This window comes from Xylophilus sp. (assembly GCA_009914555.1).
Taxonomy (GTDB): domain Bacteria; phylum Pseudomonadota; class Gammaproteobacteria; order Burkholderiales; family Burkholderiaceae_C; genus WNDY01.
The window spans coordinates 1-23346 of record WNDY01000051.1; the positions used below are offsets into that span (position 1 = coordinate 1).

Consider the following 23346-nt stretch of genomic DNA (forward strand, 5'->3'; position numbering starts at 1 on the left):
CTTTCGGCCACCTGACGACGGCTTACGCCCAGCCTGCGTGCTAGTCGCGGCGATCCTTCGCGGCCCTTGCGCAGAGTGAAGGTCTGTTCCACTTGCACATCCAGCGCCGTCCGAGCCTGGGTCCGTTGGGACGGCATACGCTTGCGCCAAGCATAGTAGCCGCTTGGAGACACCGACAGCACTCGGCACATCAGACGCACCCTGAATGTGCCTTCGTGCGCTTTCATCGTTGCGTACTTCACTTGGGCTGTTTGGCGAAGTACGCCGCCGCTTTTTTTAGGAAAGCGTTCTCCTCCTCCAGCCGCGCCACTTCACGTTTGAGCCGTGCATGTTCGGCCAACTCCAAGCGTTGTGCCTGATCGTCCTGGTCGTGCCGCCGCGCCTGGGCGCGCCAACTGTACAGCTGGGCAGGCTGCAACCCCAGATCACGAGCCACCGTGGTTACCCCTTCTGTGGCCGCTCGCAACAGTGCCTGCTGCCTGAACTCCAGGCTGAACTCCTGCCCCTTTCTGCTTGCCTTGCTCTTGGTCATCGTCCACCTCCTATTGCGATAGTTAATCGCTTATAGGGGTGTCCGTGAAACGGGGGCAAGATCAGGCTGCCGTCGGGGTCGCGCGATATGACGCGGATGGCGCCACCCGTGGAGTTCTGGCCGAACAGCGTGCCCTGCGGCCCGCGGACGAGTTCGATGCGCTCGATGTCCGGCAGGTCGAAATTGGTGGCGCCCATGCCGCTGCCGACCGGCGTGTCGTCGAGGTAGGCTGCACCGATCACGCCGCGGATGTAGATATTGCCGAGCTGGTTGCGGTAGCCGGGCGGAATGGTGAGCCCCGGAGCAACGCCCACCAGGTCCTGCAGCGATGCGTAGCCCAGCTTCTGCAGTTCCTCCGACGAGGTGACCGCGACGGAGACCGGCGTGTCCTTTTGCAGACTTTGCCGGCGCTCCGACGAGATCACGACATCCGGCAGTTTCAACGAGTCGGCTGCTGCTGCGTCCGACTGCTGCGCGCTGGCGTGCTGGCCTTGCATCAGCACGGCCAGCAGCACGGCGGAGGGCACGGGGCGCAAGGCATGCGGGCGGTTCTTCATGGTGGTGGTCTCAGGAGAGGGATGACGTGGGGGCTTGAGAAGAGGCGCCATGCCGCGCGTCGATGGCAACCGCGCCCGCGCGCAGGCGGGCGATGAGCTCGTCGCGCAGCGCCAGGTCGTGCGGCGTGGCCTGCGGCAGGCCGAGGGAGAAGGCTTCGACGCCGAGTTCGTAGTAATCGAGCACGGCGGCCGCAGCGGTCTCGGGCGAGCCGACGAAGGCTGGGCCCCAACCGTTGCGCAGCTGCGAGATGCCGGTGAATAGCGCGCGGTCGTGCTGCTCGCCCGCGGCCGCAGCGGCAACGATGAGCTGGTGGCCGGTGCTCGCGGGTGCCGCACGCCGGGGAAACGGCGCGTTGCCACCGGCCAGCCGCTGACGGAGTTGGTCGGCGAGGCTGCGGGCCAGCCGCCAGGCTTGCTCGTCGGTGTCCGCCAGGATGAAGTTGGAGTCGCGCCAGAAGCGGATCGTGCGGCCATGGGCGGCCGCCGCGCTGCGCAGGGTCTGCAGCGTCTGGCGGGTCTGCTGCAGCGGCAGGCTGTAGAGGCCGTAGACGTCGGCATACCGCGCGGCCAGCGCGATCCCCTGCGGCGAGGCGCCCGAGAGCGAGATGACCGGCGCCGCGGGCAGGCGCGTGCTGAGCCAGGCGCCCTGCACCGCGTAGAACTCACCCTGGAAGTCGAACGGCTCCGCGCCGTGCAGCGAGCGATGGAAGATTTCCAGGTATTCGCCGCTGCGGCGGTAGCGGCTCTTTTTGTCGAGGAATTCGCCCTCGCGGCGCAGGTCGTCCTCGTTGCCCTGGATCATATGGACGGCGGCGCGCCCGCCCGAGAGCGCATGCAGGTTCGCATAGGCCTTGGCGGCCTGGGTCGGCAGCTGCAGCCCGACGCGGTGGGCCGCGGCGATCCGGATGCGCCGCGTGGCGGCCAGCGCCCAGGCGGCGGTGGTCCACACATCGCCCGCGGCGTTGGCCTGCGGCACAAGGATGCTGTCGTAGCCCGCGGCCTCGTGGGCGCGCGCGGCCGCTTCGAGCACGCCGGGCTCGACATCGACTTTCTCGCCCGGCGCGGGGAACAGCCCGCCGTAGTAGGGGCCCTGGTGGGCGCGGACGGTATCGATGGGGTAGGTGGGCAGGCCCTTGGCCCGGATTTCGATCGGCATGGCGTGGAGACGGGGAACGGGAGCTCTAGGAGGCGGCCGGCAGCGAGAACGACGGCTCCCACAGCGGCGCGACCGTGGCGCCGGCGCGGATGACGCCGGCGCGCGCGAACACGTCGGCGATTGCCTGCTGCCTCGCCATACCCTGCGCGGGCGGCAGGAAGTGGGTGCCGGGCTCGCGCGTGCGGTTGCGCAGCACGTAGTCGGGCGTGGCGCCGGTGATGCGGGCGATACGCTCGGACCACGGGCCGGGCGCGGCGTCGATCCAGCGCCACACCTTCTGCAGCTGCGCGAGGTACTGGCGCAGCGCCGCCGTCTTCGCCGGATCGGCCAGCACCTTCTCGTGGACCGCGACCACCGAGCCGTTGCGGCCATCGAAGCCCGGCAGCTCGCGCCCGGTCGCTATCGCGGTGCCGCCGGCCTTCTCGGCCTGGAAGCAGGTGGAATACATGCCCGCCAGCAGCACGTCGAGATGGCCGCTCACGAAAGCGGAGGTCGCGTCCTGGGCTGTCAGCGCAATGGCCTGGACATCGTTGGCGCGCAGCCCCGCCTTGTCGAGCAGGTTGAGCAGCAGCAGGTGCAGCGGCCCGGCGCGCATGTAGCCCACGCGCGCTCCCTTGAGCTGCGCCAGGCGCTGGATCGGCGAGCCGGGAGGCACCAGCACCTTGTAGATGAAGGAGCCGAGCCGGTAGTAGGCCACCTGCCGGATCGGCGCGCCCGGCGGCATGAACACCGGTGTGATGCTGGAAAAGGCGGCGGCGTCGATCGCGCCGGCCGCCAGCGCCTGGGCTGCGTTCATGGACGAGGCGAACGGAATGCGCTGAAGCGTATAGGCATCCGACACCGCGCCGGCCGCCTCGATGAATTCCGAGTCGTCGCCCTTGAAGGCACAGACCTTCAGCACCGGCCGCCCGCCGGGCTGGGCCGCCGCGCTCCGCCAGAGGCCGCCGGCGCCGGCCAGCGCACCCGCCGCAAGGAAGGCCCGGCGTGAAAAAAATAAAGATAGTGTGTAACCATCATAATCACATTAAAAGCGAGCAAAGCTAGGCATTCAAATGAATTTTTCGGTGTTGCATATTCGGAATCCGCGCCCCCGGGTGCGGACAGCCCATCAGCTCCCATCGGAAGTGCCGGGGTATAGCTCTACAGTGCTTGAACTGAGCGTGCCAGAAGGGTGTAGGGAGGGGAGTATGTGACCGACCGCGATGGAACGCCGGGGCGGCCGCGCTGCGGCACGGACGGTGGCGTCAGGGCGCCAGCCGCTCGCGCACCCAACCGCCGCCGTCCCGCCGGTAGCGCAGCCGGTCGTGCAGCCGGCTCTTGCGGCCCTGCCAGAACTCCCAGCGGTCGGGCACCAGGCGCAGGCCGCCCCAGTGCGGCGGGCGCGGCGGCTGCAGCAGGAACTGCGCGCCGTACTTGGCCGCGTTGGCCACCAGCACACCGCGGCCGGGGATGACCTGGCTCTGCGGGCTGGCCCAGGCGCCGATGCGCGAATCGAGGGGGCGGCTCCTGAAATAGGCGTCGCTCTCCTCGGCCGAGGTCTTTTCGACGAGGCCCTCGATGCGCACCACGCGCTCCAGTTCGACCCAGTGGAACTGCAGCGCCGCATACGGGTTGCCGGCGATCTCGCGGCCCTTGCGGCTGTCGTAGTTGGTGTACCAGACGATGCCGCGTTCGTCGTAGCCCTTGACCAGCACGACGCGCGTGCTCGGCCGCAGGTCGCCGCCGACGGTCGCGAGCGTCATCGCGTTGGGCTCGGGCACCTGCGCGGCGATGGCCTCGCCGAGCCACTGGTCGAACTGCGCCAGCGGATCGGCGCGGGACGCATCCTCGCCAAGCTCGGCGCGCTCGTAACTCTTGCGCAGATCGGCGATCGAAGAAGAAAGGTCGGAACTCATTGAGAGGCCTTCGTGCCACGCACTTCGGTGCAAGCCCCCGTCGGCAGGGCGGGGCGGGAGCTCATGCCCGCGATTGTGCGCCCCCGGATGACGCCGACAGCGCCAGCAGCCGGCCCAGCGCGCGGTCGTGGATGCCCAGGCGCCGCAGCTCGTCGTAGGTGGAGCGGGCGTAGTCCAGCGTGGTGCCGAAGCAGCCGGCGGCCTGCGAGAAGATGCGGCGGTATTCATCCTCGGGCAGCTCGCCGGCGTGGTCCGGGCTTTCGCGCGAGAGGGTGAAGCCCAGGGCCTGGACGCAGCCCGACTCGGTGCGGCAGCGCAGCCAGCGCGGGTCGTAGGCGGAGGTGGCCATTTCGCGCTGCCACAGCGCGCGCATCACCGCCGGGGCCTGGTCGCGCGGCACGCGGAACACCATGCCGCGGCAGCTGCCGCCCGAGATCATGCCTAACACCAGGCCCGGGCACTCGGGCGTGCCGCGGTGCACGTGGCTCCACATGCGCAGCGCGCGGTGCCAGCCGTGAACGTGGGCCGGGCGGCGCTCGGCGTAGTCGAATTCGGGCCGCCACAGCAGCGAGCCGTAGCCGAAGACCCAGAGGTCGTCCTCCCCGCCCCAGTCGCACAGCGCCTGCTCGAGCAGCAGGTCGGTGTTGCGGGGTGGAAGATCGGACGGCAGGCGCATGGCGTGAATTTACAATCCTCCGGCTTCTCGTTTTCGCATTTCCTTATTTCCAAACCAATCCAGACGGAGTTTCCAAGATGTCCCAGAGTTCCGACGGCGACGGCCAACAGCGGTTCGTGCTCGGTTTCGTGTTCGGCCTGGTCGCCCTGGTGGTCGCCACCGTGGTCGGCACGGTCGTCTACCAGCGCGGCGTGGCCCGCCAGCCGGGCACGCCGGTCGCGGCTGCCGTCGTGGCGCCGGCCGCCGGCGACGTGCTGCTGGTGATCCCGGCCGACCGTCCGACGGTGCGGGCAGAGGCTGGCGTGGTCCGCTTCTACGTCGCCACCGGCCGTGCCGACGTGGCCCCGGATGCGGCCGCAGCCCTGGCCGCCGTGGCCCAGGGCGTGGCTGCGGGCCGCACCGCCGTGGTCTCGGGCTACCACGACAGCACCGGCGACCCCGCCGCCAACGAGGAGCTGGCCAAGCAGCGCGCGCTGGCCGTGCGCGAGGCGCTCAAGTCCATCGGCGTGCCCGAAGAGAAGATCGAGTTGCGCAAGCCCGAGGCGCTGACCGGCACCGGCAGCGAAGCCGAGGCGCGCCGCGTCGAAGTGGTTCTGGCGAACTGATTCCCGGCTCGTCCACCGCGCACAGCCCGGCCTCGGCCGGGCTGTGTCGTTTCTGTGGAGCGGTTCAGGCCGTGCCGGCCAGATGGTCGGACAGCGCGCGCATCGGCGCCGACAGCGTCTCGCGCCCGCGCGTGCACAGGCAGAGCCGGCGCCGCGCCCAGGCGTCCGACAGCGCGACGGTGCGCAGCGGATGGCGCCGCCGCTGCGCGCGCGCCGCGGCCTGCGGCACGATGCCCAGGCCCACGCCCTGCGAGACCATGGCGCAGACGCCTTCGAAGTCGGCCATGCGGATGCGCAGCGCCGGCGGCCGCCTGCCGATGCGGGCGATCTGCTGCTCGACGTGGGCCTGCAGCGCGCTGCCGTGGGCCAGGCCGACGAACGGCTCGCCGAGCACGTCGGCCAGCGCCACCGCGGCGCGGGTCCGCGCGAGCGCGTGCTGCGGCGGCACGGCCAGCACGAGCGGGTCGTGCGCCAGCGGCTCCAGCGCGAGCGCGCCGGCGTCGACCGCGTCGGTGACGATGCCGGCCTCCACCAGCCCCGCGGCCACGGCGCGCACGATGTCGGTGCTGGTGCGTTCGTGCAGCTCGACCGTGAGCTGCGCCGCGCCGCGAGCCAGGGCGCGAGCCGCGCGGGCAGGAAGCCGGTGAGCGCGGCCGTGCCGGCATAGAGCCGCAGCGTGCCGCGCATGCCGGCGGCGAAGTCGCGCAGCTCGCCCTGCAGCCGCTCGCGCTGGCGCAGCATCAGCCGCGCGTGGTGGACCAGCGCCTCGCCGGCTTCGGTCGGCACCACGCCGCGGTGGCGGCGTTCGAGCAGCTGCACGCCGGCATCGGCCTCGATGCTGCGCAGCCGCTCGCTGGCCGAGGCGAGCGCGAGGTGGGCGCGCGCCGCACCTTCGGTGATGCTGCCGGCGTCGACGATGCGGAGGAAAAGGCGCAGGTCGGCAAGGTCGAGCCGCATCGGATCGCTCTCTCGGGTCCGGTGCCTGCCTTCGGCCCATCCAAAGGCAGCGGCGGAACTTCCGCATTGTGCGCGCGCGGCCGCCCCTGCCCAATCGGCGCATGCCCGAACTGCCTTCCGCCTTCTTCCTCGCGCTGGTCGCCGCGACCTTCGCGCTCGCCGGCTTCGTCAAGGGCGTGAGCGGCATGGGCCTGCCGACGGTGGCCATGGGCCTGCTCGGCAGCGTGATGGCGCCGGCCGCCGCGGCGGCGCTGCTCGTGGTGCCGTCGTTCGTCACCAACGTCTGGCAGCTCGCGGCCGGCCCCGATGCGCGCGGCCTCGCGCGGCGGCTGGCGCCGATGCTCGCGGCCATCGCGGCCGGCACGCTGTTCGGCGCCGCGCTGCTGACCGGCGCACGGGCCGGTGCGTCCGCGCGCGCTCTCGGCGTGGCGCTCGTCGCCTATGCCGGCTGGGCGCTGCTGTCGCCCGCGCTCGCGGTGCCGGCGCGCTGGGAGCGCTGGCTCGCGCCGGCCGTGGGCTTCGCCACCGGGCTGGTCACCGGCGCCACCGGCGTCTTCGTGATCCCGGCGGTGCCGTATCTGCAGGCGCTGCGGCTCGACAAGGACGCGCTGGTGCAGGCGCTCGGCCTGTCGTTCACCGTCTCGACCGTGGCGCTCGCGGCCGGGCTCGCGCTGCATGGCGGGCTGCGGCCGGCGCAGCTCGGCGGCTCGGCGCTCGCGATCCTGCCGGCGCTCGCGGGCATGGCGCTGGGGCAGCGCCTGCGCGCGCGCATCGGCCCGCGCTGGTTCCGCATCGGTTTTCTCGTGCTGCTGGCGCTGCTCGGGATGGAACTCGCGTTGCGCGGCTGACCATTGCTTGCCCACCAGGAGACGGCCATGGCCCTTCGCTCTTTCCCATCCCCCCTGCCGCGGCGCCTGGCCGCGCTCGCCTTCGCCACCGCGGCGCTGCCGGCCGCTGCCGCGCCGCAGGCGGTGCCGACGCCCGAGCAGGCGTACCAGCTCGCGCTCGAAGCCCGCACCGAGCGCGACTACCCCGCGATGCTGCGCTGGCTGCGCCAGAGCGCAGCCGGCGGCGATGCCGGAGCCCAGGAGATGCTGGCCGGCGTGCTGCTGGCCGGCCCGGCGCTGCACGGCGGCCAGGTGGCCGCAGCGCCCTGCGAGGCGGCGCACTGGAGCCGTGCGGCGGCGGAGCAGGGCAGCCCGATCGGCCGCTACAACCTCGCGGTCATCGGCGCCGCGTCGCACGCGGCCTGCCGTGCCGCCGACGCGCGGGGCCCGGTCAGCCGGCCCGGCGGAAGGTGAGGTTGATGCGCCGCTCGCCCAGCACCGGGTGCGGCGCGCCGTGCAGCGGCCGCACGCCGTGGAAGCGCAGCCGGTCGACGCCGCCCCAGACGACCACGTCGCCATGCTCCAGCGGCACCGGCACCGGCTTGTCGGCGCGGGCCAGGCCGCCAAACAGGAAGGTCGCCCGCATGCCGAGCGACACGGAGACGATCGGCGCGCCGAAGTCGCGCTCGTCGCGGTCCTGGTGCAGCGACAGCCGCGCGCCGGGCGCGTAGCAGTTGACCAGGCAGGCGTCCGGCACGAAGCCGCCGAAGCCGGCGGCGGCGGCCGCCTCGCCTGCGAGCTGCAGCAAGGCGGGCGGCAGCGCCGGCCAGGGATGGCCGGTCAGCGGATCAACAGCGCCGTAGCGGTAGCCGCGGCGGTCGCTGGTCCAGCCGAACGCACCGCAGTTGGTGACGGCCACCGACATGGTGTAGCCGCCTGGCGTCTGCATGCGGCGCCACGGCGCCTGCGCCGCGATGCGCGCGATGCCGTCCAGCAGGAGGCCGGCGGCGGGCAGCGCGAAGCCGCGCAACACCGCGGTCTGCGGGCCGAGCCACGCGGTCGACGGCGACGGCGGCGGCTCGGCAGCGAAGAGGTCGGGCGTGGCGGTGGCGGAAGGCATGGAAGCTTCACTCTATCCGACGGCGCGGCGGGCGGCCGTCCGCTAGCCGGTCGCGGTGTTTTCGGGGTAGGATCGATGTGTAATTAAGTTACCTGATTAGAGCCCCCATCATGAAACTCCATTCCACCGTCGAGGCGGTCACCGCGCGCATCCGTGCACGCAGCGAGGCCAGCCGCCGCGACTACCTCCACCGGGTGGACGCCGCCGCCAGCGCACCGCCTGGCACCGAGCGCATGGGCTGCGCCAACGTGGCCCACGCGTTCGCCGGCGTGCCGGCCGACGACCGCCGGCGCGCCCTGCCGGCGCTGGCCAAGGTGCGCGTTGTGGCCGAGCGCGCGCCCAACATCGGCATCGTCACCGCCTACAACGACATGCTGTCGGCCCACGCGCCGCTGCAGCACTATCCCGACCTCATCAAGGACGAGGCCCACCGCCACGGCGCCATGGCCCAGGTGGCCGGCGGCGTGCCGGCCATGTGCGACGGCGTGACCCAGGGCACGCCGGGCATGGAGCTGTCGCTCTTCAGCCGCGACGTGATCGCCATGGCCACCGCCGTGGCGCTGTCGCACGACGTGTTCGACGCGGCGCTGATGCTGGGCGTGTGCGACAAGATCGTACCGGGCCTGCTGATCGGCGCGCTGCACTTCGGCCACCTGCCCACCGTCTTCGTGCCGGCCGGGCCAATGACCTCGGGCCTCTCCAACAATGCCAAGGCCAAGGTGCGCGAGCAGGCCGCCCAGGGCCTGGTCGGCCGCGCCGAACTGCTGGAGGCCGAGACCCAGGCCTACCACGGCGAGGGCACCTGCACCTTCTACGGCACGGCCAACAGCAACCAGATGCTGCTCGAAGCCATGGGCCTGCACGTGCCGGGCACGGCCTTCGTCAACCCGGGCGGCGACCTGCGCGAGCAGCTCACGCGCGAGGCGGCGCGCACGGTGCTGGGCATCACACCGCACCGCGGGCGCTTCGCTCCCATATGCCACGTGGTCGACGAACGCGCCATCGTCAATGCCATGGCCGCGCTGCTGGCCACCGGCGGCTCGACGAACCACCTGATCCACTGGGTGGCCGTGGCGCGCGCGGCCGGCATCGTGATCGACTGGGACGACTTCTCGGCCCTGTCGGACGTGGTTCCGCTGCTGGCCCGGGTCTATCCCAACGGCAGCGCCGACGTGAACCAGTTCCAGGCCGCGGGCGGCCCGGGCTACGTGCTGCGTGAACTGCTCGACAATGGCCTGCTGCACGAGGACGCGCTCACCGTGCGCCCCGGCGGCATCCGCGAATACACGGCCGAGCCTTCGCTCGACGGCGAAGGCAAGCTCGCCTGGCACACCATCGGCGCCAGCCGCGACGAGGCCGTGGTGCGGCCGGCGACCGCGCCGTTCAGCGCGACGGGTGGCCTCAGGCTGCTCCAGGGCAACCTGGGGCGCAGCGTGATCAAGGTCTCGGCCGTGCCGGAAGACCGCCACGTGGTCGAGGCGCCGGCCCGGGTCTTCGATTCCCAGGCTGCGCTGCAGCATGCGTTCCAGGCCGGCGAGCTGGACCGCGACGTGGTCTGCGTCGTGCGCTGGCAGGGGCCGAACGCCAATGGCATGCCCGAACTGCACAAGCTCACCCCACCGCTCGCGGTATTGCAGGGCAAGGGCCGCCGCGTGGCGCTGGTGACCGACGGCCGCATGAGCGGCGCCTCGGGCAAGGTGCCGGCCGCCATCCACGTGTCGCCCGAGGCCGTGGCCGGCGGGCCGCTGGCGCGGGTGCGCGACGGCGACGTGATCCGGCTCGACGCCGTGGCCGGCACGCTGGAGGCCCTGGTGCCTGCCGGCGAATGGGCCGCCCGCGAGCCCGCGGCCATCCCGCCGGCGCTGGCCGCGTCCAACGGCGTCGGCATCGGCCGCGAGCTGTTCGCCGGCATGCGCAGGAATGCACTCACCGCAGAAGAAGGAGCCGTAACATGGCTGTGAACTCTCCCGCGCTCACGTCCCTCGACGTGATGCGCGACGCCCCCGTCATCCCCGTCATCGTCATCCACGATCTGGCGCAGGCCGTGCCGCTGGCCCGCGCGCTGGTCGCCGGCGGCATCCGCATGCTGGAGGTGACGCTGCGCACGCCGCAGGGCCTGGCCGCCATCAAGGCGATCGCGCGCGCGGTACCCGAGGCGGTGCCCGGCGCCGGCACGGTGCGCTCGGCCGCCGAGGTGCAGACCGTGGTCGATGCCGGCGCGCGCTTCGCCGTGAGCCCGGGCTACACGCACGGCATCGGGCGCGCGGCCCGCGATGCGGGCCTGCCGCTGCTGCCCGGGGTTTCGACCGGCAGCGAGATCCTGCAGGCGCAGGAGGACGGCTACGGCGAACTCAAGTTCTTCCCGGCGCTGCAGGCGGGCGGCGCGGCCATGCTCAAGGCATGGCATGGCCCGTTCGGCGACGTGCGCTTCTGCCCGACCGGCGGCATCAGCCCATCCAACGCGGCGGAGTTCCTGTCGCTGCCGAACGTGGAATGCGTGGGCGGTTCGTGGCTTACGCCGGCCGATGCGCTGGCCGCGGGCGACTGGAACCGCATCACCACGCTCGCCCGCGCCGCGGCGGAACTGCCGCGCCGCTCGCAGGCCGCGCCGGCTCAGAAGGTGTGAATGAATCCGGCGTAGCCGCTGGCGAGGCGAGCGGGCATGCCGGGTTCGTTCGCACCCTCTCAGGCGTGCGGACGCTCGATGTCGAAGCTGGCCGCAGAGGCCGGATGGCAGCGCGACACCTCGCGGCTGCCGATCTCGATGGAGGAGCCGTCCTCGAAGGTCCAGCGTCGGCCGAAGCCGCCGGTCTGGCCGTCGCCGAGCGAGGCGAGGGCGCGGCCCAGGCCGGACGGATCATCGGCGGTGCCCAGGAGGAAATCGGCGGCGAGGCTCATGGTGCGTGCTCCGGCGGGAAAGGTCGTGTGTGCGGGGGATTGAGAGCGATGATCGAAGGGCGGTTGACACGATCCTGTCAGGTTTTTTCGACGGCCGGGGTCCGCCGACATGCCGTACGCACTCCGTAAACTCGGAAGATGCCCCACCACGACCTTTTCAGCAGCGCGCCGACCTCGCCAGCGGCGCAGGCCGCGGCGTTGCGCGAGCAGCTCGACCGCTATGCGCACGCCTACTATGTGCTCGACGCGCCGGTCGTCCCCGATGCCGAATACGACCGCCTGTTCCAGCAGCTCCAGGCGCTGGAGCTGGCCCATCCCGAACTCGAAACTCCCGATTCGCCGACCCGGCGCGTGGGCGGCGCGCCGCTTGGCGCCTTCGCCACGGTGCGCCACCGCGTGCCGATGCTCAGCATCCGCACCGAGACCGACACCGAGGCGACCGGCGCCGCCGCGTTCGACGCCCGGGTGCGCCGCGAGCTTGGCCTGAAGGAAGACGACCCGCCGGTCGCCTACACCGCCGAACTCAAGTTCGACGGCCTCGCGATGAACCTGCGCTACGAGCGCGGCGTGCTCGTGCAGGCCGCCACGCGCGGCGACGGCGAGGTCGGCGAGGACGTCACCCAGAACATCCGCACCGTCCGCCAGATTCCGCTGCGCCTCGGCAAGGGAGCGCCGGCGGTGCTGGAGGTGCGCGGCGAGGTCTATATGCGCCGCGATGCGTTCGAGCGGCTCAACGAGCGCCAGCGCGAGGCCGGCGACAAGACCTTCGTGAACCCGCGCAATGCCGCTGCCGGCGCGGTGCGCCAGCTCGACCCGGCCGTCGCGGCGCAGAGGCCGCTGTCGTTTTTCGCCTACGGCTGGGGCGAGGTGCAGGGCTGGGACGCCCAGCCCGCCACGCAGGACGGCGTGCTGCGCGCCTTCGCCGACTTCGGCTTTCCGGTCGACAGTCACCGCGAGGTCGTGCAGGGCGCCGACGGACTCGCGGCCTTCCACCAGCGCATCGGGCGCCTGCGCGAGACGCTGCCATTCGATATCGACGGCGTGGTCTACAAGGTCGACGAACTGGCCTTGCAGCACCGGCTGGGCTTCGTCACCCGCGAGCCGCGCTGGGCCGTGGCCCACAAGTACCCCGCGCAGGAGCAGATGACCGAAGTGCAGGGCATCGACGTGCAGGTCGGCCGCACCGGCAAGCTCACGCCAGTGGCCCGGCTGGCGCCGGTGTTCGTCGGCGGCGTGACGGTGACCAATGCCACGCTGCACAACCTGTTCGAGCTGCGCCGCAAGGGCGTGCGCGTGGGCGACACGGCCATCGTGCGGCGCGCCGGCGACGTGATCCCCGAGGTGGTCGGCGTGGTGCCGGCCGAGCGCACAGCCTATGTGCCCAACTTCCGCATGCCGAAGCACTGCCCGGTCTGCGGCAGCGCCGTGGTGCGCGAGAAGGGCGAGGTCAACCACCGCTGCTCCGGCGGCCTGTTCTGTTCCGCCCAGCGCAAGGAGGCGCTGCTGCACTTCGCCCAGCGCCGCGCGATGGACATCGAGGGCCTGGGCGAGAAGCTGGTGGACCAGCTGGTCGACGGCAACGTGATCCGCGTGCTGCCGGACCTGTACCGGCTCGGCCTCACCGCGCTGGCCGCGCTCGACCGCATGGCCGACAAGTCGGCACGCAACGTGCTCGATGCGCTGGAGAAGTCCAAGCAGGCCACGCTGCCGCGCTTCCTCTTCGGCCTGGGCATCCGCCACGTCGGCGAAGCCACGGCCAAGGACCTGGCCCGGCACTTCGGCAGCCTCGATGCGATCATGGACGCGAGCGTCGAAGAACTACTGGAGGTGGGCGACGTCGGCCCGGTCGTGGCCGAGTCGATCCGCACCTTCTTCGACCAGCCGCACAACCGCGAGGTGGTCGAGCAGCTGCGCGCCTGCGGCGTGCACTGGCCCGAAGGGCCGCCGGCCGAGCGCAAGACATTGCCGCTGGCCGGCAGGACGGTCGTGCTGACCGGCACGCTGCCCGCGCTGACCCGCGAGGAAGCCAAGGAGCTGCTCGAAGCCCAGGGCGCCAAGGTGGCCGGCTCGGTCAGCAAGAAGACCGACTACGTCGTCGCCGGCGCCGAGGCCGGCAGCAAGCTGGAGAAGGCCCGGGCGCTCGGCGTGGCGGTGCTCGACGAGGACGGGCTGCGCCGGCTGCTGGCCGGCGAGTTGTAGCCCGCGGCTACACTGCGCCGTTTCCCATCCGCCGCCGTCCGGAGTTCCGCCATGCCGCATCTGCCGATCACCGCCCGCCACGCCGCCGTCGCGCTCGCGCTGGCCTCGGGCCTGGCAGGCGGGGCCGCGGCCCAGGGCACGGCGGCGCTGCAGGTCTGCACGCCGCAGTCCTTCACCGAACTGGACGCGCAGATTTCCACCGCTCGGGCCGACGGTGCCCGCGCGCTGCTGGATGACCTGGTGCACCAGCGCAGCCGCCTGCAGGAGCGCTGCCGCTACCGCAGCGAACTGGAAGACGGCTACCGCGAGCTGGCCCGGCTGGAGCGCGAGATCGCCATCGGCCGCGGCCAGATCGCCGACCTGCGCAACGCGGCGTTGCGCCGCAATCCGCCGCCGGCCCAGCCGGTGCCCGGCGACGCCGGCCGCGCCGCGCAGCCCGGCCAGCCGCTCGATCCCGACGTGAACTACGACCTCACGACCCTGCATGCCGCGCCCATGCCGGGCGCCGAGCGCACCGCCCAGTGGGAGCGGCAGCTGCAGGCAGAACGCCGCCAGGCGGCCGCCGAGCGGCGCGGCGCGGCGGATGTGCGCGGCTGGCTGGCGGTGCTGGAGGCCGACGCGCCCACGCGCCAGCGCGCCCTGGCGGCGCTGGAGCGCGGCATCGCCGCCCGCAAGGACGAAGCCCAGCAGATCGAGCGCGTGCGCGCCGCCTGGGCCAAGCAGCGCGAGGGCACGGCGCTGACCAGCGAATAGGCCGACCTGCTCGGAAGCTGATCCGTAGAGTCTAGGGAGGGAGTATGTGTCTGTAGGGCGCACCACCAGTGCGCTACAGCACAGTAGGGTAGGTGGTATGCCATCAGCCCGGCGGCTCCGGCCGCCGCCACAGCCAGGCCAGCACGCAGGCCATGCTGCCGATGGCGATGCCGCGCAGCCACGGGCTGCGGCTGGTAAAGAGCACGATCACCGCGCAGGCGGCCATCGCGAGGGTGGCGCTCTTCTTGGCCTTGCGGCTCATGGTGCGGCCGTTGTTCCAGTCGCGGATCATCGGGCCGAACAGGCGGTGGCGCAGCAGCCAGGCATGCAGCCGCGGCGAGCCGCGCGCCGCGGCCCAGGCGGCCATCAGGATGAAGACGGTGGTCGGCATGCCCGGCACGAAGGCGCCGATCACGCCGAGCACGATGCACAGCACCGCGACGGCGAGGAACAGCCAGCGCACGACCAGCGGCGGCGGTGCCGGCAGGGGGTCCGGCGGATCGGGCGGGGAAGGCGGCGGCAGGGGATCGGGCATGCAGCGGGCTATTGTGCATGGCGCTATGCTTGCCGACCCGTCTTTGCGCAACCGAATCCCCAATGACCGTCCGTGAAATCCTCAAGATGGGCGACCCGCGCCTGCTGCGCGTGGCGCCGCCGGTGCCTGCCGCCGACTTCGGCACGCCCGCGCTCGACGCCCTGGTCGCCGACCTGTTCGACACCATGCATGCCGTCAACGGCGCCGGCCTGGCCGCGCCGCAGATCGGCGTGGACCTGCAGCTCGTCATCTTCGGCAGCGGCGCACCCAACCCGCGCTACCCCGACGCGCCGGTCGTGCCGCGCACCGTGCTGCTCAACCCGGTGCTCACGCCGATCGGCGACGAGGAGGAAGAGGGCTGGGAGGGTTGCCTGTCGGTGCCCGGCCTGCGCGGCGTGGTGCCGCGTTTCAAGCGCCTGCGCTACCAGGGCGTGGACCCGCAGGGCAGCCCCATCGACCGCACGGTCGAAGGCTTCCATGCCCGCGTGGTGCAGCACGAATGCGACCACCTGATCGGCAAGCTCTACCCGATGCGGGTGCGCGACTTCACGCGCTTCGGCTTCACCGAGGTGCTGTTCCCCGGGCTCGACGCCGCCGCGGACGACGATTGATACTCCCCCATCAGATGCCCGAGGTGCGTTCATACAGCACGCTTCAGGCCTATACCCCTTTCACTAAAGAGAAAGCCATGCTCCACCGCACTTCCTTCGCCGCCGTCCTGTTGGCCGCGGCCACGCTCGCAGCACCGCTCGCGGCCCATGCCGGCAAGACGCTCGATGCGATCAAGCAGCGCGGCACGCTCAAGTGCGGCGTGACCGGCGGCGTGGCCGGATTCTCGGCGCCCGACGGCAAGGGCCACTGGAGCGGTCTCGATGTCGACGGCTGCCGCGCGCTGGCCGCGGCCGTGCTCGGCGACGGCAGCAAGGTCGAGCTCGTGCCGCTCAATTCGCAGCAGCGCTTCGCTGCCTTGCAGTCGGGCGAGATCGACATCCTCTCGCGCAACACGACCTGGAACCTCACGCGCGACGCGTCGCTGGGCTTCCACTTCACGACGATCAACTACTACGACGGCCAGGGCTTCCTCGTGCCCAAGAAGCTCAAGGTCACGAGCGCGAAGCAGCTCAAGGGCGCGACCGTCTGCACCCAGTCGGGCACCACCAACGAGAAGAACGTGGCCGACTGGTCGCGCGCCCAGGGCGTGCCGGTCAAGACGCTGGTGTTCGAGAGCTTCGAGGCCGCGTTCAAGGCCTTTTTCTCGGGCCGCTGCCCAGCCTTCACCACCGACAGCTCGGCGCTCGCGGCGCTGCGCACCAAGGAGGCGCCGAACCCCGACGACTATGTCATCCTGCCCGAGCTGATCTCCAAGGAGCCGCTGGCGCCGCTGGTGCGCCGCGGCGACGACGAATGGTTCGCGATCGCCAAGTGGGTGCCCAACGCACTGATCGAGGCCGAGGAGCTGGGCATCACCCGCGCCAACGCCGAGCAGCTGCGCGGCTCCAGCAAGGATCCCGCGCAGCAGCGCCTGCTGGGCACCGGCGACGACCTGGGCAAGCTGCTCGGGCTGGACAAGGACTGGTCGTACCGCGCGATTCGGGCCGTGGGCAATTACGGCGAGATCTTCGAGCGCAACGTCGGCCCGAAGTCGCCGCTGGGGCTGCCGCGCGGGCTCAACAACCTCTGGAACAAGGGCGGGCTGCTCTACGCGCTGCCGGTGCGGTAACGGCCGGACCGCAGCCCGTCACGCCGGGCCCGCCGTTCCCTGGCGCGTAGGTTCGCTCGCCTGCAGCAGCCAGTCACGGAAAACCTGCACCTTGCGGGTCTCGCGCTGGCGTTCCGGCCGGACCAGATAGTAGGCCGGGTCGCGCCGCAGGGGCCTGCCGAAGGGGCGGACCAGTTGGCCGGACGCGAACTCGGTCGCCAGCAGTGCGGTCTGGCCCATAGCCATGCCCAGGCCTTCGACCGCCGCCTGCCAGCAGAGGATGGTGCTGCCGAACGTCATGTGCTCGGAGTCCTGGGCGGGCTCGCCCAGGTCCATGGCCTGCAGCCAGACATCCCAGTCGGTGCGGCGGTAATGCGACACCAGCAGCCGCTGGCGCAGCAGCGACTCCGGGTAGCGCGCGTTGGGCGCGTGGGACTTGAAGTAGGCTGGCGAGCAGACTGGCTCGATCTCGTCGTGGAACAGCAGATCGGTCTGCACATGCGGCCAGCGGCCGTTGCCGAACTGGATGGCGACGTCCACCGGGTCGCGGTCGAAGTCCACGTCGGGCACGCCGTTGGAGATGCGCACCTCGATGTTGGGATGCTGCGCGCGGAACTGCCCGAGCTTGGGGATCAGCCACTTGGCCGCGAACGTGGTGTAGGTGCGCACGCGCAGCGCGCCTTGGCGCGAACCCTGGGGCAGGCTGTCGGTCGCATCGGCGATCGTCTCGAAGGCTGGCAGGATGTGGTCGGCGTAGCTGCGGCCGGCGCGCGTGAGCGACACGCCGTGCCGCTCGCGGCGGAACAGCTGCACGCCGAGATAGCTTTCCAGCACGCCGATCTGGCGGCTGACCGCGGACTGGGTCACGTGCAGGTGCTGCGCGGCGGCGGTCAGGTTTTCCGTCCGCGCGACCACCTCGAAGACGCGCAGGGGATTGAGGGGCGGGATGCGGTGAACCATGGGATGCAGTCACCATTGTGGTGGCGGCCGGTAGCGGTGAGGAATGACAATTTATTCTACCTGGGGATGGTATCCGCAGGGCATGGGTGGGTTCTGCAGTCCGAGAATTGCGGGAATCTACCGACCCCAAACCAGCAAAAAAGGAGGCAATGCCATGGGTACGCAGAATTCGCTCGAAGGAAAGGTGATCGTCGTCACGGGCGCCGGAGGCGGCGTCGGCAAGGCGGTCGCCTTGCTGGCCGCGGCGCAGGGCGCCAGGGTCGTGGTCAACGACCTTGGGGTCTCGCTCGGCGGCGACAAGGACGCCCAGTCGCCCGCGGCGGCGGTCGTGGCCGAGATCGAGGCGGCGGGGGGGCAGGCCGTGGCCAGCGAGGACAGCGTGGCGCAGTGGGACTCGGCCCGGCGCATCATTGAGCAGGCCGTGTCCACGTTCGGCCGCATCAATGCGGTGGTCAACAGCGCCGGCATCCTGCGCGACGCGATCTTCCACAAGCTGGAGCCGGCCGACTTCGAGTCGGTGCTGCAGGTCCACCTGTTTGGGGCCTACAACACCAGCCGCGCGGCGGCCGCGCACTTCCGGGAGCAGGGCAGCGGCGCGCTGGTCCACATGACCTCCACCGCGGGCCTGATCGGCTCCATCGGGCAGGCCAACTATGCCGCCGCCAAGCTTGGCATCGTGGGCCTGTCGCGCTCGATCTCGCTGGACATGGCACGCTTCGGCGTGCGCTCCAACTGCATCGCGCCGCATGCCTTCAGCCGCATGATCGAGAGCGTTCCCGGCCTGTCGCCCGAGGAGCAGGAGCGCTACCTCGAGAAGCGCAGGCAGACGACGCGGCCCGACCAGATCGCGCCGCTGGCCGTGCTGCTGTGCTCCGACGCCGCCAAGGACATCACCGGCCAGATCTTCGGCGCCCGCGGCAACGAGGTCTACCTGTACAGCCAGCCGCGCCCGATCCGCACGCTGCACCGTGGCGAGGGCTGGACGCCACAGACGCTGGCCGAGCAGCTGGTGCCGGCCTGGCGCAGCAGCTTCACGCCGGCGGAACGGACGCGCGACGTGTTCGGCTGGGAAGCGATCTGACGCGGAGCGCATCGCCATGCCACTGAATGCGGGAGCCTTGCGCGACTGGGTGTTCGACGAGCGGCACCAGACCTACACCGACCGCGACACCATGCTCTACGCGCTCAGCGTGGGCTTCGGTGCCGACCCCGTGGACGAGCGCGAACTGCCGTTCGTCTATGAGCGCGAACTGCGGGCCGTGCCGTCCATGGCGGCGACGCTGTGCCACCTGGGCGCCTGGATCGGCGATCCGCGCACTGGCGCGACGCGGGCCAAGGTGGTCCACGGCGAGCAGCGCATGGCCTTCCACGCGCCGCTGCCGCCGGCAGGCCAGCTGGTCTCCCGCGCGCGCGTGGCCGGCGTGGAGGACAAGGGCGCCGACAAGGGGGCGCTCGTTCATACCGAGCGCGTGATCTCCGACGCCCGCACCGGCCAGGAACTGGTGACCATCGTGCAGACCTCGTTCTGCCGCGCCGACGGCGGTTTCGACGGATCGTTTGGACGCTTCGCGCCGCACGCGTTGCCGGACCGGGTGCCCGACCGCTCTGACGAGGTGGCGACGCGCGCCGACGCGGCCCTGCTCTACCGCCTGAACGTGGACCGCAACCCGCTGCACGCGGACCCCGAGGTCGCGCGGCGCGCGGGCTTCCAGCGCCCTATCCTGCACGGCCTGTGCACCTATGGCATCGCGGCGCGGGTGCTGCTGGCCCGGTGGCTCGACTACGACCCGGCCCGGCTGGCCAGCCTCGACGTCCGGTTCTCGTCGGCCGTGCTGCCCGGTGAGACGCTGCGCATCGAATCCTGGCGTGACGGCGACGTGCTGAGCTTCCAGGCGTTCGTGGCCGGCCGGGAAAAGAAGGTGCTGGACAACGGGCGTGCGCTGTTGCGCGGTTGAGCTCCGCGGCACACGCCAACACGACAAGGGCCGGCGGTGCCGCACCGCCGGCCCTGTTGCTTTTCAGCGGCCGACGAAACGGGCCGGGCGCTTTTCCTGGAACGATGCGATGCCTTCGCGGTAGTCCTGGGTCTGGTGGATCTGGGGCTGCATCAGGGCCTCGTATTCGAGGAAGTGGTCCAGCGTCGGCTCGTGCGAGAACTGGAACATCTTCTTGGCCATGGCCAGGGCATAGGTCGGCTGCGCGGCCAGGGACTGGGCGAGTTCGTCCACGGCGGCTTCGAGCCCGCCGTCGGGAACGACGCGGTTGACGATGCCCCAGTCCGCGGCCTCCTGCGCCGAGAAGAAACGGGTGCTGAACACCAGTTACCGCGCCCGTGCCAGGCCGATCAGGCGTGCCAGGAAGAACACGGCGCCCGAGTCCGGCGCCAGGCCGCGGCGCGCGAAGATGCAGGAGAAGCGCGCGGTGTCGGAGACGATGGCCAGGTCGCAGGCCAGCATCATGCTCAGTCCGATGCCGACAGTGGAGCCGCGCACGGCGGCGATCACGGGCTTTTCGATGTGGTACAGCGCGCGGATCAGTGCATGGGCATTGCGCTGCAGGTTGTTGCGCGCGCCCTTGACATCGCGCGGCGCCATCTTCGACACATCGGCGCCGGCGCAGAAGGTGTCGCCGGTGCCGGTCAGCACGACGGCGCGCACCTCGTCGTCGGCGTCGGCGGTGCGGAAGGCCTCGGTGAGCTGCTGGCGCATGTCGTTGGCCAGCGCGTTCTTGCGCTCGGGGCGGTTGATGACGATGCGCGCGATCGCGCCGGTGGTGGTGTATTCGATGTCGGCCATGGTGCGGAGGGAGGTAGGAATGAAGCAGCAGTGATCGTCATGGGCTCAGGCGTGGTCCACGGGGCCGCGTGTTTCCAGCACCACGAGGGCGTCCACCGCAACGGCGCCCTGACCGGCCGGATAGACCAGCACTGGATTGAGGTCGATTTCGCGGATGCGGCCGGCGTGCGCGGCCGCCATCTCCGAGACGTTGACGAGCAGCTGCGCGAGCGCGTCCACGTCGGCGGCCGGCTGGCCGCGCACGCCCCGCAGGATCGCACCGGCCTTGAGCCGGCCGATGAGCGCATGCGCGCCGGCGGCGGTCAGCGGCGCGGGTGCGAAGGCCACGTCGCGCAGCACCTCGATGTGGATGCCGCCCAGGCCGACCATGACCAGCGGTCCGAAGTCGGGATCGCGCGCCACGCCGACCACGACCTCATGGCCTGGTGGCATCATCTTCTGCACCTGCAGGCCGTCGATGTGGGCCTCGGGCGCATGCCGGCGCACGCTGGCGAGGATGCGCTCGCCGGCCGCGTGCACGGCCTCGGCGCTCTCCAGCCGCAGCGCCACGCCGCCGGCCTCGGTCTTGTGCGCGATGTCGGGCGAGGCGATCTTCAGTGCCACCGGCCAGCCCAGCGCCTGCGCGGCCGCTGCGGCCCCGGCAGGGCTGCGGCCAGGGCCTCGCCGGGCAGGGCGACCTCCCAGGCGGCGAGCAGCACGCGTGCGGCCTGCGCATCCAGGGGGCCGTCCGCGGCAGGCAGGGCGGCCGCAGGACGGACGGGGCGGCTGCGCGCGGGCGGGGCCTGCCTGCGCCGCTCCAGGAAGCGCTGGTGGTCTTCGAGTGCCGCCACGGCCCGGGCGAATGCCGCCAGGCCCAGGTGCAGCCCGCCGACGCGCGCCAGTACCTCCAGCGCCAGCGGATCGGCCAGGCCGGGCGAGTGGAAGACCAGCGGCCGGCCGCCGCCGGCGTGGATCGCCGCAAGTTCGGCCTCGATGCGCGTCAGGCGCTCCGCGACCACCAGCGAGACGATCACGAGGCCGATGTCGGTGCCCGGCGAGCGGCCCAGCAGGCGCAGGATCTCCAGCAGCGTGGCGCCCCCGTCCTCGACCACGCTCGCCGTCACGTCCACCGGATTGTTGGTGGCGCCATGGTCGGGCACGGCGGCCGCGAGCGACTGCCTGAACGCGTCGTCGAAGGGCGGCACCTCCAGGCCGGCCTGCTCGCAGATGTCGGCCGCCCAGCCTCCGGCCCCGCCCGAGGTCGTGACGATCGCCACGCGCCGGCCCGCCGGCGCCAGGCCGGCGCTGACGACGGGGGCGACGGCCAGCATGTCCTCCGGCGTGTCCACGCGGATCGCGCCGCGCTCGCGCAGCACGGCGTCATAGGCCGTGTCGGCGCCGGTCAGGTGCGCCGTGTGTGAAATGGCCGCGCGCTGGCCCGCGCCCGAGCGCCCCACCTTGGCCACGAGCAGCACCACGCCGGCATCCGCCGCGCGGGCGGCAACGGCCGCGAAGCGCCCGGGGTGGTGGAAGCCCTCGACGAACAGCAGGATGGCCCGCGAGTCACCCTCGGCGACCAGGTGGTCGACCACCTCCAGCAGTTCCACGTCGGCCTCGTTGCCGGTGGAAACCAGGTGGCGGACTGGAATGTGCTCGGCGCGGGCGCGGCTGTAGAGCGCGAAGGCCATGGCCCCCGACTGCGAGACGATGCTGACGCGCCCGCGCAGTGGAAGCGCGCCGCGCGGGTGCGGCGGAATGCGTTCGATCGTGGGGCTGAAGGTGGCGGTCAGGCCGCCTTTGGCATCGAAGAAGCCTTCGCAGTTCGGGCCCAGGATGCGCATGCCGGTGCGGCGCGCGAACTCCGCCACCTGGTCCTGCAGACGCTGGCCCGGCGGCAGGCCATTGGCGCCAGCACTGTAGATCGCTGCGGCCCGCACCCGGCGCTCGGCGCATTGCGCCAGCACGCCCATGACCTGGTCGGCGGAAACGGCGATCAGCGCCAGGTCCACCGGCTGCGGCAGTTCCAGCACCAAGGCGAAGGCCGGCAGCCCCTGGATGTGGGCATGGGAGGGGTTGACCGGGTACACGGGGCCGTCGAAGCCGCCTTCGACCAGCAGCTTGAGCAGCCGGCCACGGATCCTGCGCGTGTCGTTGGAGGCGCCGACGACCGCGATGCTGCGGGGTGAGAACAGGGGAGCGAGTGGGTTCACGGGACGGTGGGCCTCGACCCCGCGGGGCGGAGTCCGGTGGGTTGCGGGGAGGGGATCAGCGCAGGCGTTCGCGCCAGGCTGTGCGGGCCGTCTGGTACTCATCGACCAGGCGGTCGACCAGCGATGCCACGCGCGGCAGGTCGTGGATGTTGCCCACGCCCTGGCCCGCGCCCCAAATGTCCTTCCAGCGTTTCTGCCGCTCGCCACTGGCGCGGACGGCGGAACGATCGACGGCTGGCAGGTCGTCCGGGTCGAGGCCGGTGGCCGCGATGCTGGGCTTGAGGTAGTTGGCCGGGATGCCCGAGAAATGCGGCGTGTAGACGATGTCCGCGGCGGTCGAGGCGACCAGCATCTGCTTGTAGGCGGGTACTGCGCTAGATTCCTCGGTGGCGATGAAGCGCGTGCCCATGTAGACCAGGTCGGCGCCCATCACCTGGGCGGCCAGGATGGACTGGCCATCGGTGATGGCGCCCGCCAGCACGATGAGGCCGTCGTGGAAGGCCCGCACCTCGCGCAGCAGCGCGAAGGGGCTCAGGGCGCCTGCGTGGCCGCCGGCGCCCGCGCAGACCAGGATCAGACCGTCCACGCCGGCTTCCATCGCGCGGCGGGCATGCCGTACCGTGGTCACGTCGTGCAGCACCAGGCCGCCGTAGCCGTGCACCTGCCGCACCACCTCGGACGGGTTGCCCAGGCTGGTGATGACGACGGGGACGCGGTGCTGCACTCAGGTCGCGAGGTCGTCGGCGAAGCGGTCGCTCCCGGCCCGGATCACCAGGTTGACGCCATGCGGCGCGACCGGCCGGCCTTCGGCGCGGGCCTGCGCCAGCGCGGTCTCGATGCGTTCCAGCCATACCGACAGCTCGGGCTGCGGCCGGGCGTTGAGCACGGGGAAGGTGCCGATCATTCCGCTGGTGCACTGCGCTATCACCATGTCCGGATTGGACACGATGAGCATCGGCGAGGCGATGGCCGGCAGGCGCAGCGTATCGGACA

Annotated in this window: 24 protein-coding genes and 4 pseudogenes; 11 read left to right on the plus strand and 17 right to left on the minus strand. The window is 71.6% G+C overall.

Annotated features, from left to right (window positions below):
- The 7 genes and pseudogenes from GAK38_RS18395 to GAK38_RS18425 form a co-directional block, all read right to left on the minus strand.
- Nucleotides 1–227: pseudogene (locus GAK38_RS18395) on the minus strand (IS3 family transposase); the annotation flags it as partial.
- An 11-nt stretch (nucleotides 228–238) separates the two neighbouring features.
- A complete protein-coding gene (locus GAK38_RS18400) occupies nucleotides 239–532 on the minus strand; it encodes a transposase (protein WP_325342377.1) in 294 nt (97 codons plus the stop codon).
- Nucleotides 529–1089 (minus strand): Plug domain-containing protein, encoded by a 561-nt coding sequence (locus GAK38_RS18405; protein ID WP_325346418.1) that lies wholly within the window; start codon nucleotides 1087–1089, stop codon nucleotides 529–531. The genes GAK38_RS18400 and GAK38_RS18405 overlap by 4 nt, the downstream gene beginning before the upstream one ends.
- 10 nt (nucleotides 1090–1099) lie before the next feature.
- Nucleotides 1100–2245 (minus strand): LLM class flavin-dependent oxidoreductase, encoded by a 1146-nt coding sequence (locus GAK38_RS18410; protein ID WP_325346419.1) that lies wholly within the window; start codon nucleotides 2243–2245, stop codon nucleotides 1100–1102.
- A 25-nt stretch (nucleotides 2246–2270) separates the two neighbouring features.
- On the minus strand, nucleotides 2271–3146 hold the full coding sequence (locus tag GAK38_RS18415; RefSeq protein ID WP_325346420.1) for an ABC transporter substrate-binding protein: 876 nt from the start codon (nucleotides 3144–3146) through the stop codon (nucleotides 2271–2273).
- A gap of 343 nt (nucleotides 3147–3489) precedes the next feature.
- Entirely contained in the window at nucleotides 3490–4140 is a 651-nt protein-coding gene (gene pdxH, locus GAK38_RS18420; RefSeq protein ID WP_325346421.1) for a pyridoxamine 5'-phosphate oxidase, read from the minus strand.
- Nucleotides 4141–4201: 61 nt separating this feature from the next.
- Nucleotides 4202–4816: a gamma-glutamylcyclotransferase gene (locus tag GAK38_RS18425; protein WP_325346422.1), complete on the minus strand. Its 615-nt coding sequence runs from the start codon at nucleotides 4814–4816 to the stop codon at nucleotides 4202–4204.
- Nucleotides 4817–4893: 77 nt separating this feature from the next.
- Here GAK38_RS18425 and GAK38_RS18430 point away from each other — a divergent pair, with 77 nt between their 5' ends.
- The gene (locus GAK38_RS18430) at nucleotides 4894–5421 is read left to right on the plus strand and encodes an OmpA family protein (RefSeq protein ID WP_325346423.1); all 528 of its coding nucleotides are present in this window, start codon (nucleotides 4894–4896) and stop codon (nucleotides 5419–5421) included.
- Between the two features lie 64 nt (nucleotides 5422–5485).
- Here GAK38_RS18430 and GAK38_RS18435 read toward each other — a convergent pair whose 3' ends face one another.
- Nucleotides 5486–6037 (minus strand): LysR substrate-binding domain-containing protein, encoded by a 552-nt coding sequence (locus GAK38_RS18435; RefSeq protein ID WP_325346448.1) that lies wholly within the window; start codon nucleotides 6035–6037, stop codon nucleotides 5486–5488.
- A gap of 209 nt (nucleotides 6038–6246) precedes the next feature.
- A pseudogene (locus GAK38_RS18440) lies at nucleotides 6247–6378 on the minus strand (helix-turn-helix domain-containing protein); the annotation flags it as partial.
- A 101-nt stretch (nucleotides 6379–6479) separates the two neighbouring features.
- Between GAK38_RS18440 and GAK38_RS18445 the strand changes: the two are divergent.
- Together GAK38_RS18445 and GAK38_RS18450 are read left to right on the plus strand one after the other, a co-directional pair.
- Nucleotides 6480–7226 carry a sulfite exporter TauE/SafE family protein gene (locus GAK38_RS18445; RefSeq protein WP_325346424.1) on the plus strand — a complete coding sequence of 249 codons (747 nt, stop codon included), beginning with the start codon at nucleotides 6480–6482 and terminating at the stop codon, nucleotides 7224–7226.
- Between the two features lie 27 nt (nucleotides 7227–7253).
- On the plus strand, nucleotides 7254–7679 hold the full coding sequence (locus tag GAK38_RS18450; protein ID WP_325346425.1) for a sel1 repeat family protein: 426 nt from the start codon (nucleotides 7254–7256) through the stop codon (nucleotides 7677–7679).
- Here GAK38_RS18450 and alkB read toward each other — a convergent pair.
- Nucleotides 7657–8325 carry a DNA oxidative demethylase AlkB gene (gene alkB / locus GAK38_RS18455; RefSeq protein ID WP_325346426.1) on the minus strand — a complete coding sequence of 223 codons (669 nt, stop codon included), beginning with the start codon at nucleotides 8323–8325 and terminating at the stop codon, nucleotides 7657–7659. The two genes, GAK38_RS18450 and alkB, sit on opposite strands and share 23 nt — an antisense overlap.
- Before the next feature lie 110 nt (nucleotides 8326–8435).
- Here alkB and edd point away from each other — a divergent pair, with 110 nt between their 5' ends.
- Nucleotides 8436–10286 carry a phosphogluconate dehydratase gene (gene edd, locus GAK38_RS18460; RefSeq protein ID WP_325346427.1) on the plus strand — a complete coding sequence of 617 codons (1851 nt, stop codon included), beginning with the start codon at nucleotides 8436–8438 and terminating at the stop codon, nucleotides 10284–10286.
- On the plus strand, nucleotides 10277–10951 hold the full coding sequence (locus GAK38_RS18465) for a bifunctional 4-hydroxy-2-oxoglutarate aldolase/2-dehydro-3-deoxy-phosphogluconate aldolase (protein ID WP_325346428.1): 675 nt from the start codon (nucleotides 10277–10279) through the stop codon (nucleotides 10949–10951). Before edd ends, GAK38_RS18465 begins: the two co-directional genes overlap by 10 nt.
- A gap of 59 nt (nucleotides 10952–11010) precedes the next feature.
- On the opposite strand, the gene GAK38_RS18470 is transcribed toward GAK38_RS18465, so the two are convergent.
- A complete protein-coding gene (locus tag GAK38_RS18470) occupies nucleotides 11011–11223 on the minus strand; it encodes a hypothetical protein (protein ID WP_325346429.1) in 213 nt (70 codons plus the stop codon).
- A 138-nt stretch (nucleotides 11224–11361) separates the two neighbouring features.
- Between GAK38_RS18470 and ligA the strand changes: the two genes are divergently transcribed.
- Nucleotides 11362–13422, plus strand: a complete 2061-nt coding sequence (ligA, locus tag GAK38_RS18475) for an NAD-dependent DNA ligase LigA (protein ID WP_325346430.1) — start codon at nucleotides 11362–11364, stop codon at nucleotides 13420–13422.
- A 51-nt stretch (nucleotides 13423–13473) separates the two neighbouring features.
- The gene (locus GAK38_RS18480) at nucleotides 13474–14175 is read left to right on the plus strand and encodes a hypothetical protein (protein WP_325346431.1); all 702 of its coding nucleotides are present in this window, start codon (nucleotides 13474–13476) and stop codon (nucleotides 14173–14175) included.
- A 103-nt stretch (nucleotides 14176–14278) separates the two neighbouring features.
- On the opposite strand, the gene GAK38_RS18485 is transcribed toward GAK38_RS18480, so the two are convergent.
- The gene (locus GAK38_RS18485; RefSeq protein ID WP_325346432.1) at nucleotides 14279–14710 is read right to left on the minus strand and encodes a YbaN family protein; all 432 of its coding nucleotides are present in this window, start codon (nucleotides 14708–14710) and stop codon (nucleotides 14279–14281) included.
- Nucleotides 14711–14772: 62 nt separating this feature from the next.
- Between GAK38_RS18485 and GAK38_RS18490 the strand changes: the two genes are divergently transcribed.
- Both GAK38_RS18490 and GAK38_RS18495 read left to right on the plus strand, forming a co-directional pair.
- Nucleotides 14773–15321, plus strand: a complete 549-nt coding sequence (locus GAK38_RS18490; RefSeq protein ID WP_325346433.1) for a peptide deformylase — start codon at nucleotides 14773–14775, stop codon at nucleotides 15319–15321.
- A 77-nt stretch (nucleotides 15322–15398) separates the two neighbouring features.
- Nucleotides 15399–16430 carry an amino acid ABC transporter substrate-binding protein gene (locus tag GAK38_RS18495; protein ID WP_325346434.1) on the plus strand — a complete coding sequence of 344 codons (1032 nt, stop codon included), beginning with the start codon at nucleotides 15399–15401 and terminating at the stop codon, nucleotides 16428–16430.
- A gap of 18 nt (nucleotides 16431–16448) precedes the next feature.
- On the opposite strand, the gene gcvA is transcribed toward GAK38_RS18495, so the two are convergent.
- Complete coding sequence (gene gcvA / locus GAK38_RS18500; RefSeq protein ID WP_325346435.1) at nucleotides 16449–17369, minus strand: transcriptional regulator GcvA; 921 nt, start codon at nucleotides 17367–17369, stop codon at nucleotides 16449–16451.
- 154 nt (nucleotides 17370–17523) lie between these two features.
- Here gcvA and GAK38_RS18505 point away from each other — a divergent pair, with 154 nt between their 5' ends.
- Nucleotides 17524–18450 (plus strand): SDR family NAD(P)-dependent oxidoreductase, encoded by a 927-nt coding sequence (locus tag GAK38_RS18505; RefSeq protein WP_325346436.1) that lies wholly within the window; start codon nucleotides 17524–17526, stop codon nucleotides 18448–18450.
- A 16-nt stretch (nucleotides 18451–18466) separates the two neighbouring features.
- Complete coding sequence (locus GAK38_RS18510) at nucleotides 18467–19324, plus strand: MaoC/PaaZ C-terminal domain-containing protein (RefSeq protein WP_325346437.1); 858 nt, start codon at nucleotides 18467–18469, stop codon at nucleotides 19322–19324.
- 63 nt (nucleotides 19325–19387) lie between these two features.
- On the opposite strand, the pseudogene GAK38_RS18515 reads toward GAK38_RS18510, so the two are convergent.
- The 4 genes and pseudogenes from GAK38_RS18515 to GAK38_RS18530 all read right to left on the minus strand — a co-directional run bounded on the left by GAK38_RS18515 (nucleotide 19388) and on the right by GAK38_RS18530 (nucleotide 23308).
- Nucleotides 19388–20164: pseudogene (locus GAK38_RS18515) on the minus strand (enoyl-CoA hydratase/isomerase family protein).
- A 45-nt stretch (nucleotides 20165–20209) separates the two neighbouring features.
- On the minus strand, nucleotides 20210–20767 hold the full coding sequence (locus GAK38_RS18520; RefSeq protein ID WP_325346438.1) for an acetate--CoA ligase family protein: 558 nt from the start codon (nucleotides 20765–20767) through the stop codon (nucleotides 20210–20212).
- Entirely contained in the window at nucleotides 20758–22353 is a 1596-nt protein-coding gene (locus GAK38_RS18525; protein WP_325346439.1) for an acetate--CoA ligase family protein, read from the minus strand. The genes GAK38_RS18520 and GAK38_RS18525 overlap by 10 nt, the downstream gene beginning before the upstream one ends.
- A 55-nt stretch (nucleotides 22354–22408) precedes the next feature.
- Nucleotides 22409–23308, minus strand: a pseudogene (locus GAK38_RS18530) (NAD(P)H-dependent flavin oxidoreductase).
- Between the last annotated feature and the right edge of the window lie 38 nt (nucleotides 23309–23346).

Coding starts and splice junctions, on each gene's coding strand:
- GAK38_RS18445 (WP_325346424.1), top strand. CDS start 6,480: ATGCCCGAACTGCCTTCCGCCTTCTTCCTCGCGCTGGTCGCCGCGACC.
- ligA (WP_325346430.1), top strand. CDS start 11,362: ATGCCCCACCACGACCTTTTCAGCAGCGCGCCGACCTCGCCAGCGGCG.
- pdxH (WP_325346421.1), bottom strand. CDS start 4,140: ATGAGTTCCGACCTTTCTTCTTCGATCGCCGATCTGCGCAAGAGTTAC.
- GAK38_RS18465 (WP_325346428.1), top strand. CDS start 10,277: ATGGCTGTGAACTCTCCCGCGCTCACGTCCCTCGACGTGATGCGCGAC.
- GAK38_RS18480 (WP_325346431.1), top strand. CDS start 13,474: ATGCCGCATCTGCCGATCACCGCCCGCCACGCCGCCGTCGCGCTCGCG.
- edd (WP_325346427.1), top strand. CDS start 8,436: ATGAAACTCCATTCCACCGTCGAGGCGGTCACCGCGCGCATCCGTGCA.
- GAK38_RS18425 (WP_325346422.1), bottom strand. CDS start 4,816: ATGCGCCTGCCGTCCGATCTTCCACCCCGCAACACCGACCTGCTGCTC.
- GAK38_RS18410 (WP_325346419.1), bottom strand. CDS start 2,245: ATGCCGATCGAAATCCGGGCCAAGGGCCTGCCCACCTACCCCATCGAT.
- alkB (WP_325346426.1), bottom strand. CDS start 8,325: ATGCCTTCCGCCACCGCCACGCCCGACCTCTTCGCTGCCGAGCCGCCG.
- GAK38_RS18495 (WP_325346434.1), top strand. CDS start 15,399: ATGCTCCACCGCACTTCCTTCGCCGCCGTCCTGTTGGCCGCGGCCACG.
- gcvA (WP_325346435.1), bottom strand. CDS start 17,369: ATGGTTCACCGCATCCCGCCCCTCAATCCCCTGCGCGTCTTCGAGGTG.
- GAK38_RS18505 (WP_325346436.1), top strand. CDS start 17,524: ATGGGTACGCAGAATTCGCTCGAAGGAAAGGTGATCGTCGTCACGGGC.
- GAK38_RS18450 (WP_325346425.1), top strand. CDS start 7,254: ATGGCCCTTCGCTCTTTCCCATCCCCCCTGCCGCGGCGCCTGGCCGCG.
- GAK38_RS18490 (WP_325346433.1), top strand. CDS start 14,773: ATGACCGTCCGTGAAATCCTCAAGATGGGCGACCCGCGCCTGCTGCGC.
- GAK38_RS18485 (WP_325346432.1), bottom strand. CDS start 14,710: ATGCCCGATCCCCTGCCGCCGCCTTCCCCGCCCGATCCGCCGGACCCC.
- GAK38_RS18400 (WP_325342377.1), bottom strand. CDS start 532: ATGACCAAGAGCAAGGCAAGCAGAAAGGGGCAGGAGTTCAGCCTGGAG.
- GAK38_RS18510 (WP_325346437.1), top strand. CDS start 18,467: ATGCCACTGAATGCGGGAGCCTTGCGCGACTGGGTGTTCGACGAGCGG.
- GAK38_RS18470 (WP_325346429.1), bottom strand. CDS start 11,223: ATGAGCCTCGCCGCCGATTTCCTCCTGGGCACCGCCGATGATCCGTCC.
- GAK38_RS18430 (WP_325346423.1), top strand. CDS start 4,894: ATGTCCCAGAGTTCCGACGGCGACGGCCAACAGCGGTTCGTGCTCGGT.
- GAK38_RS18405 (WP_325346418.1), bottom strand. CDS start 1,089: ATGAAGAACCGCCCGCATGCCTTGCGCCCCGTGCCCTCCGCCGTGCTG.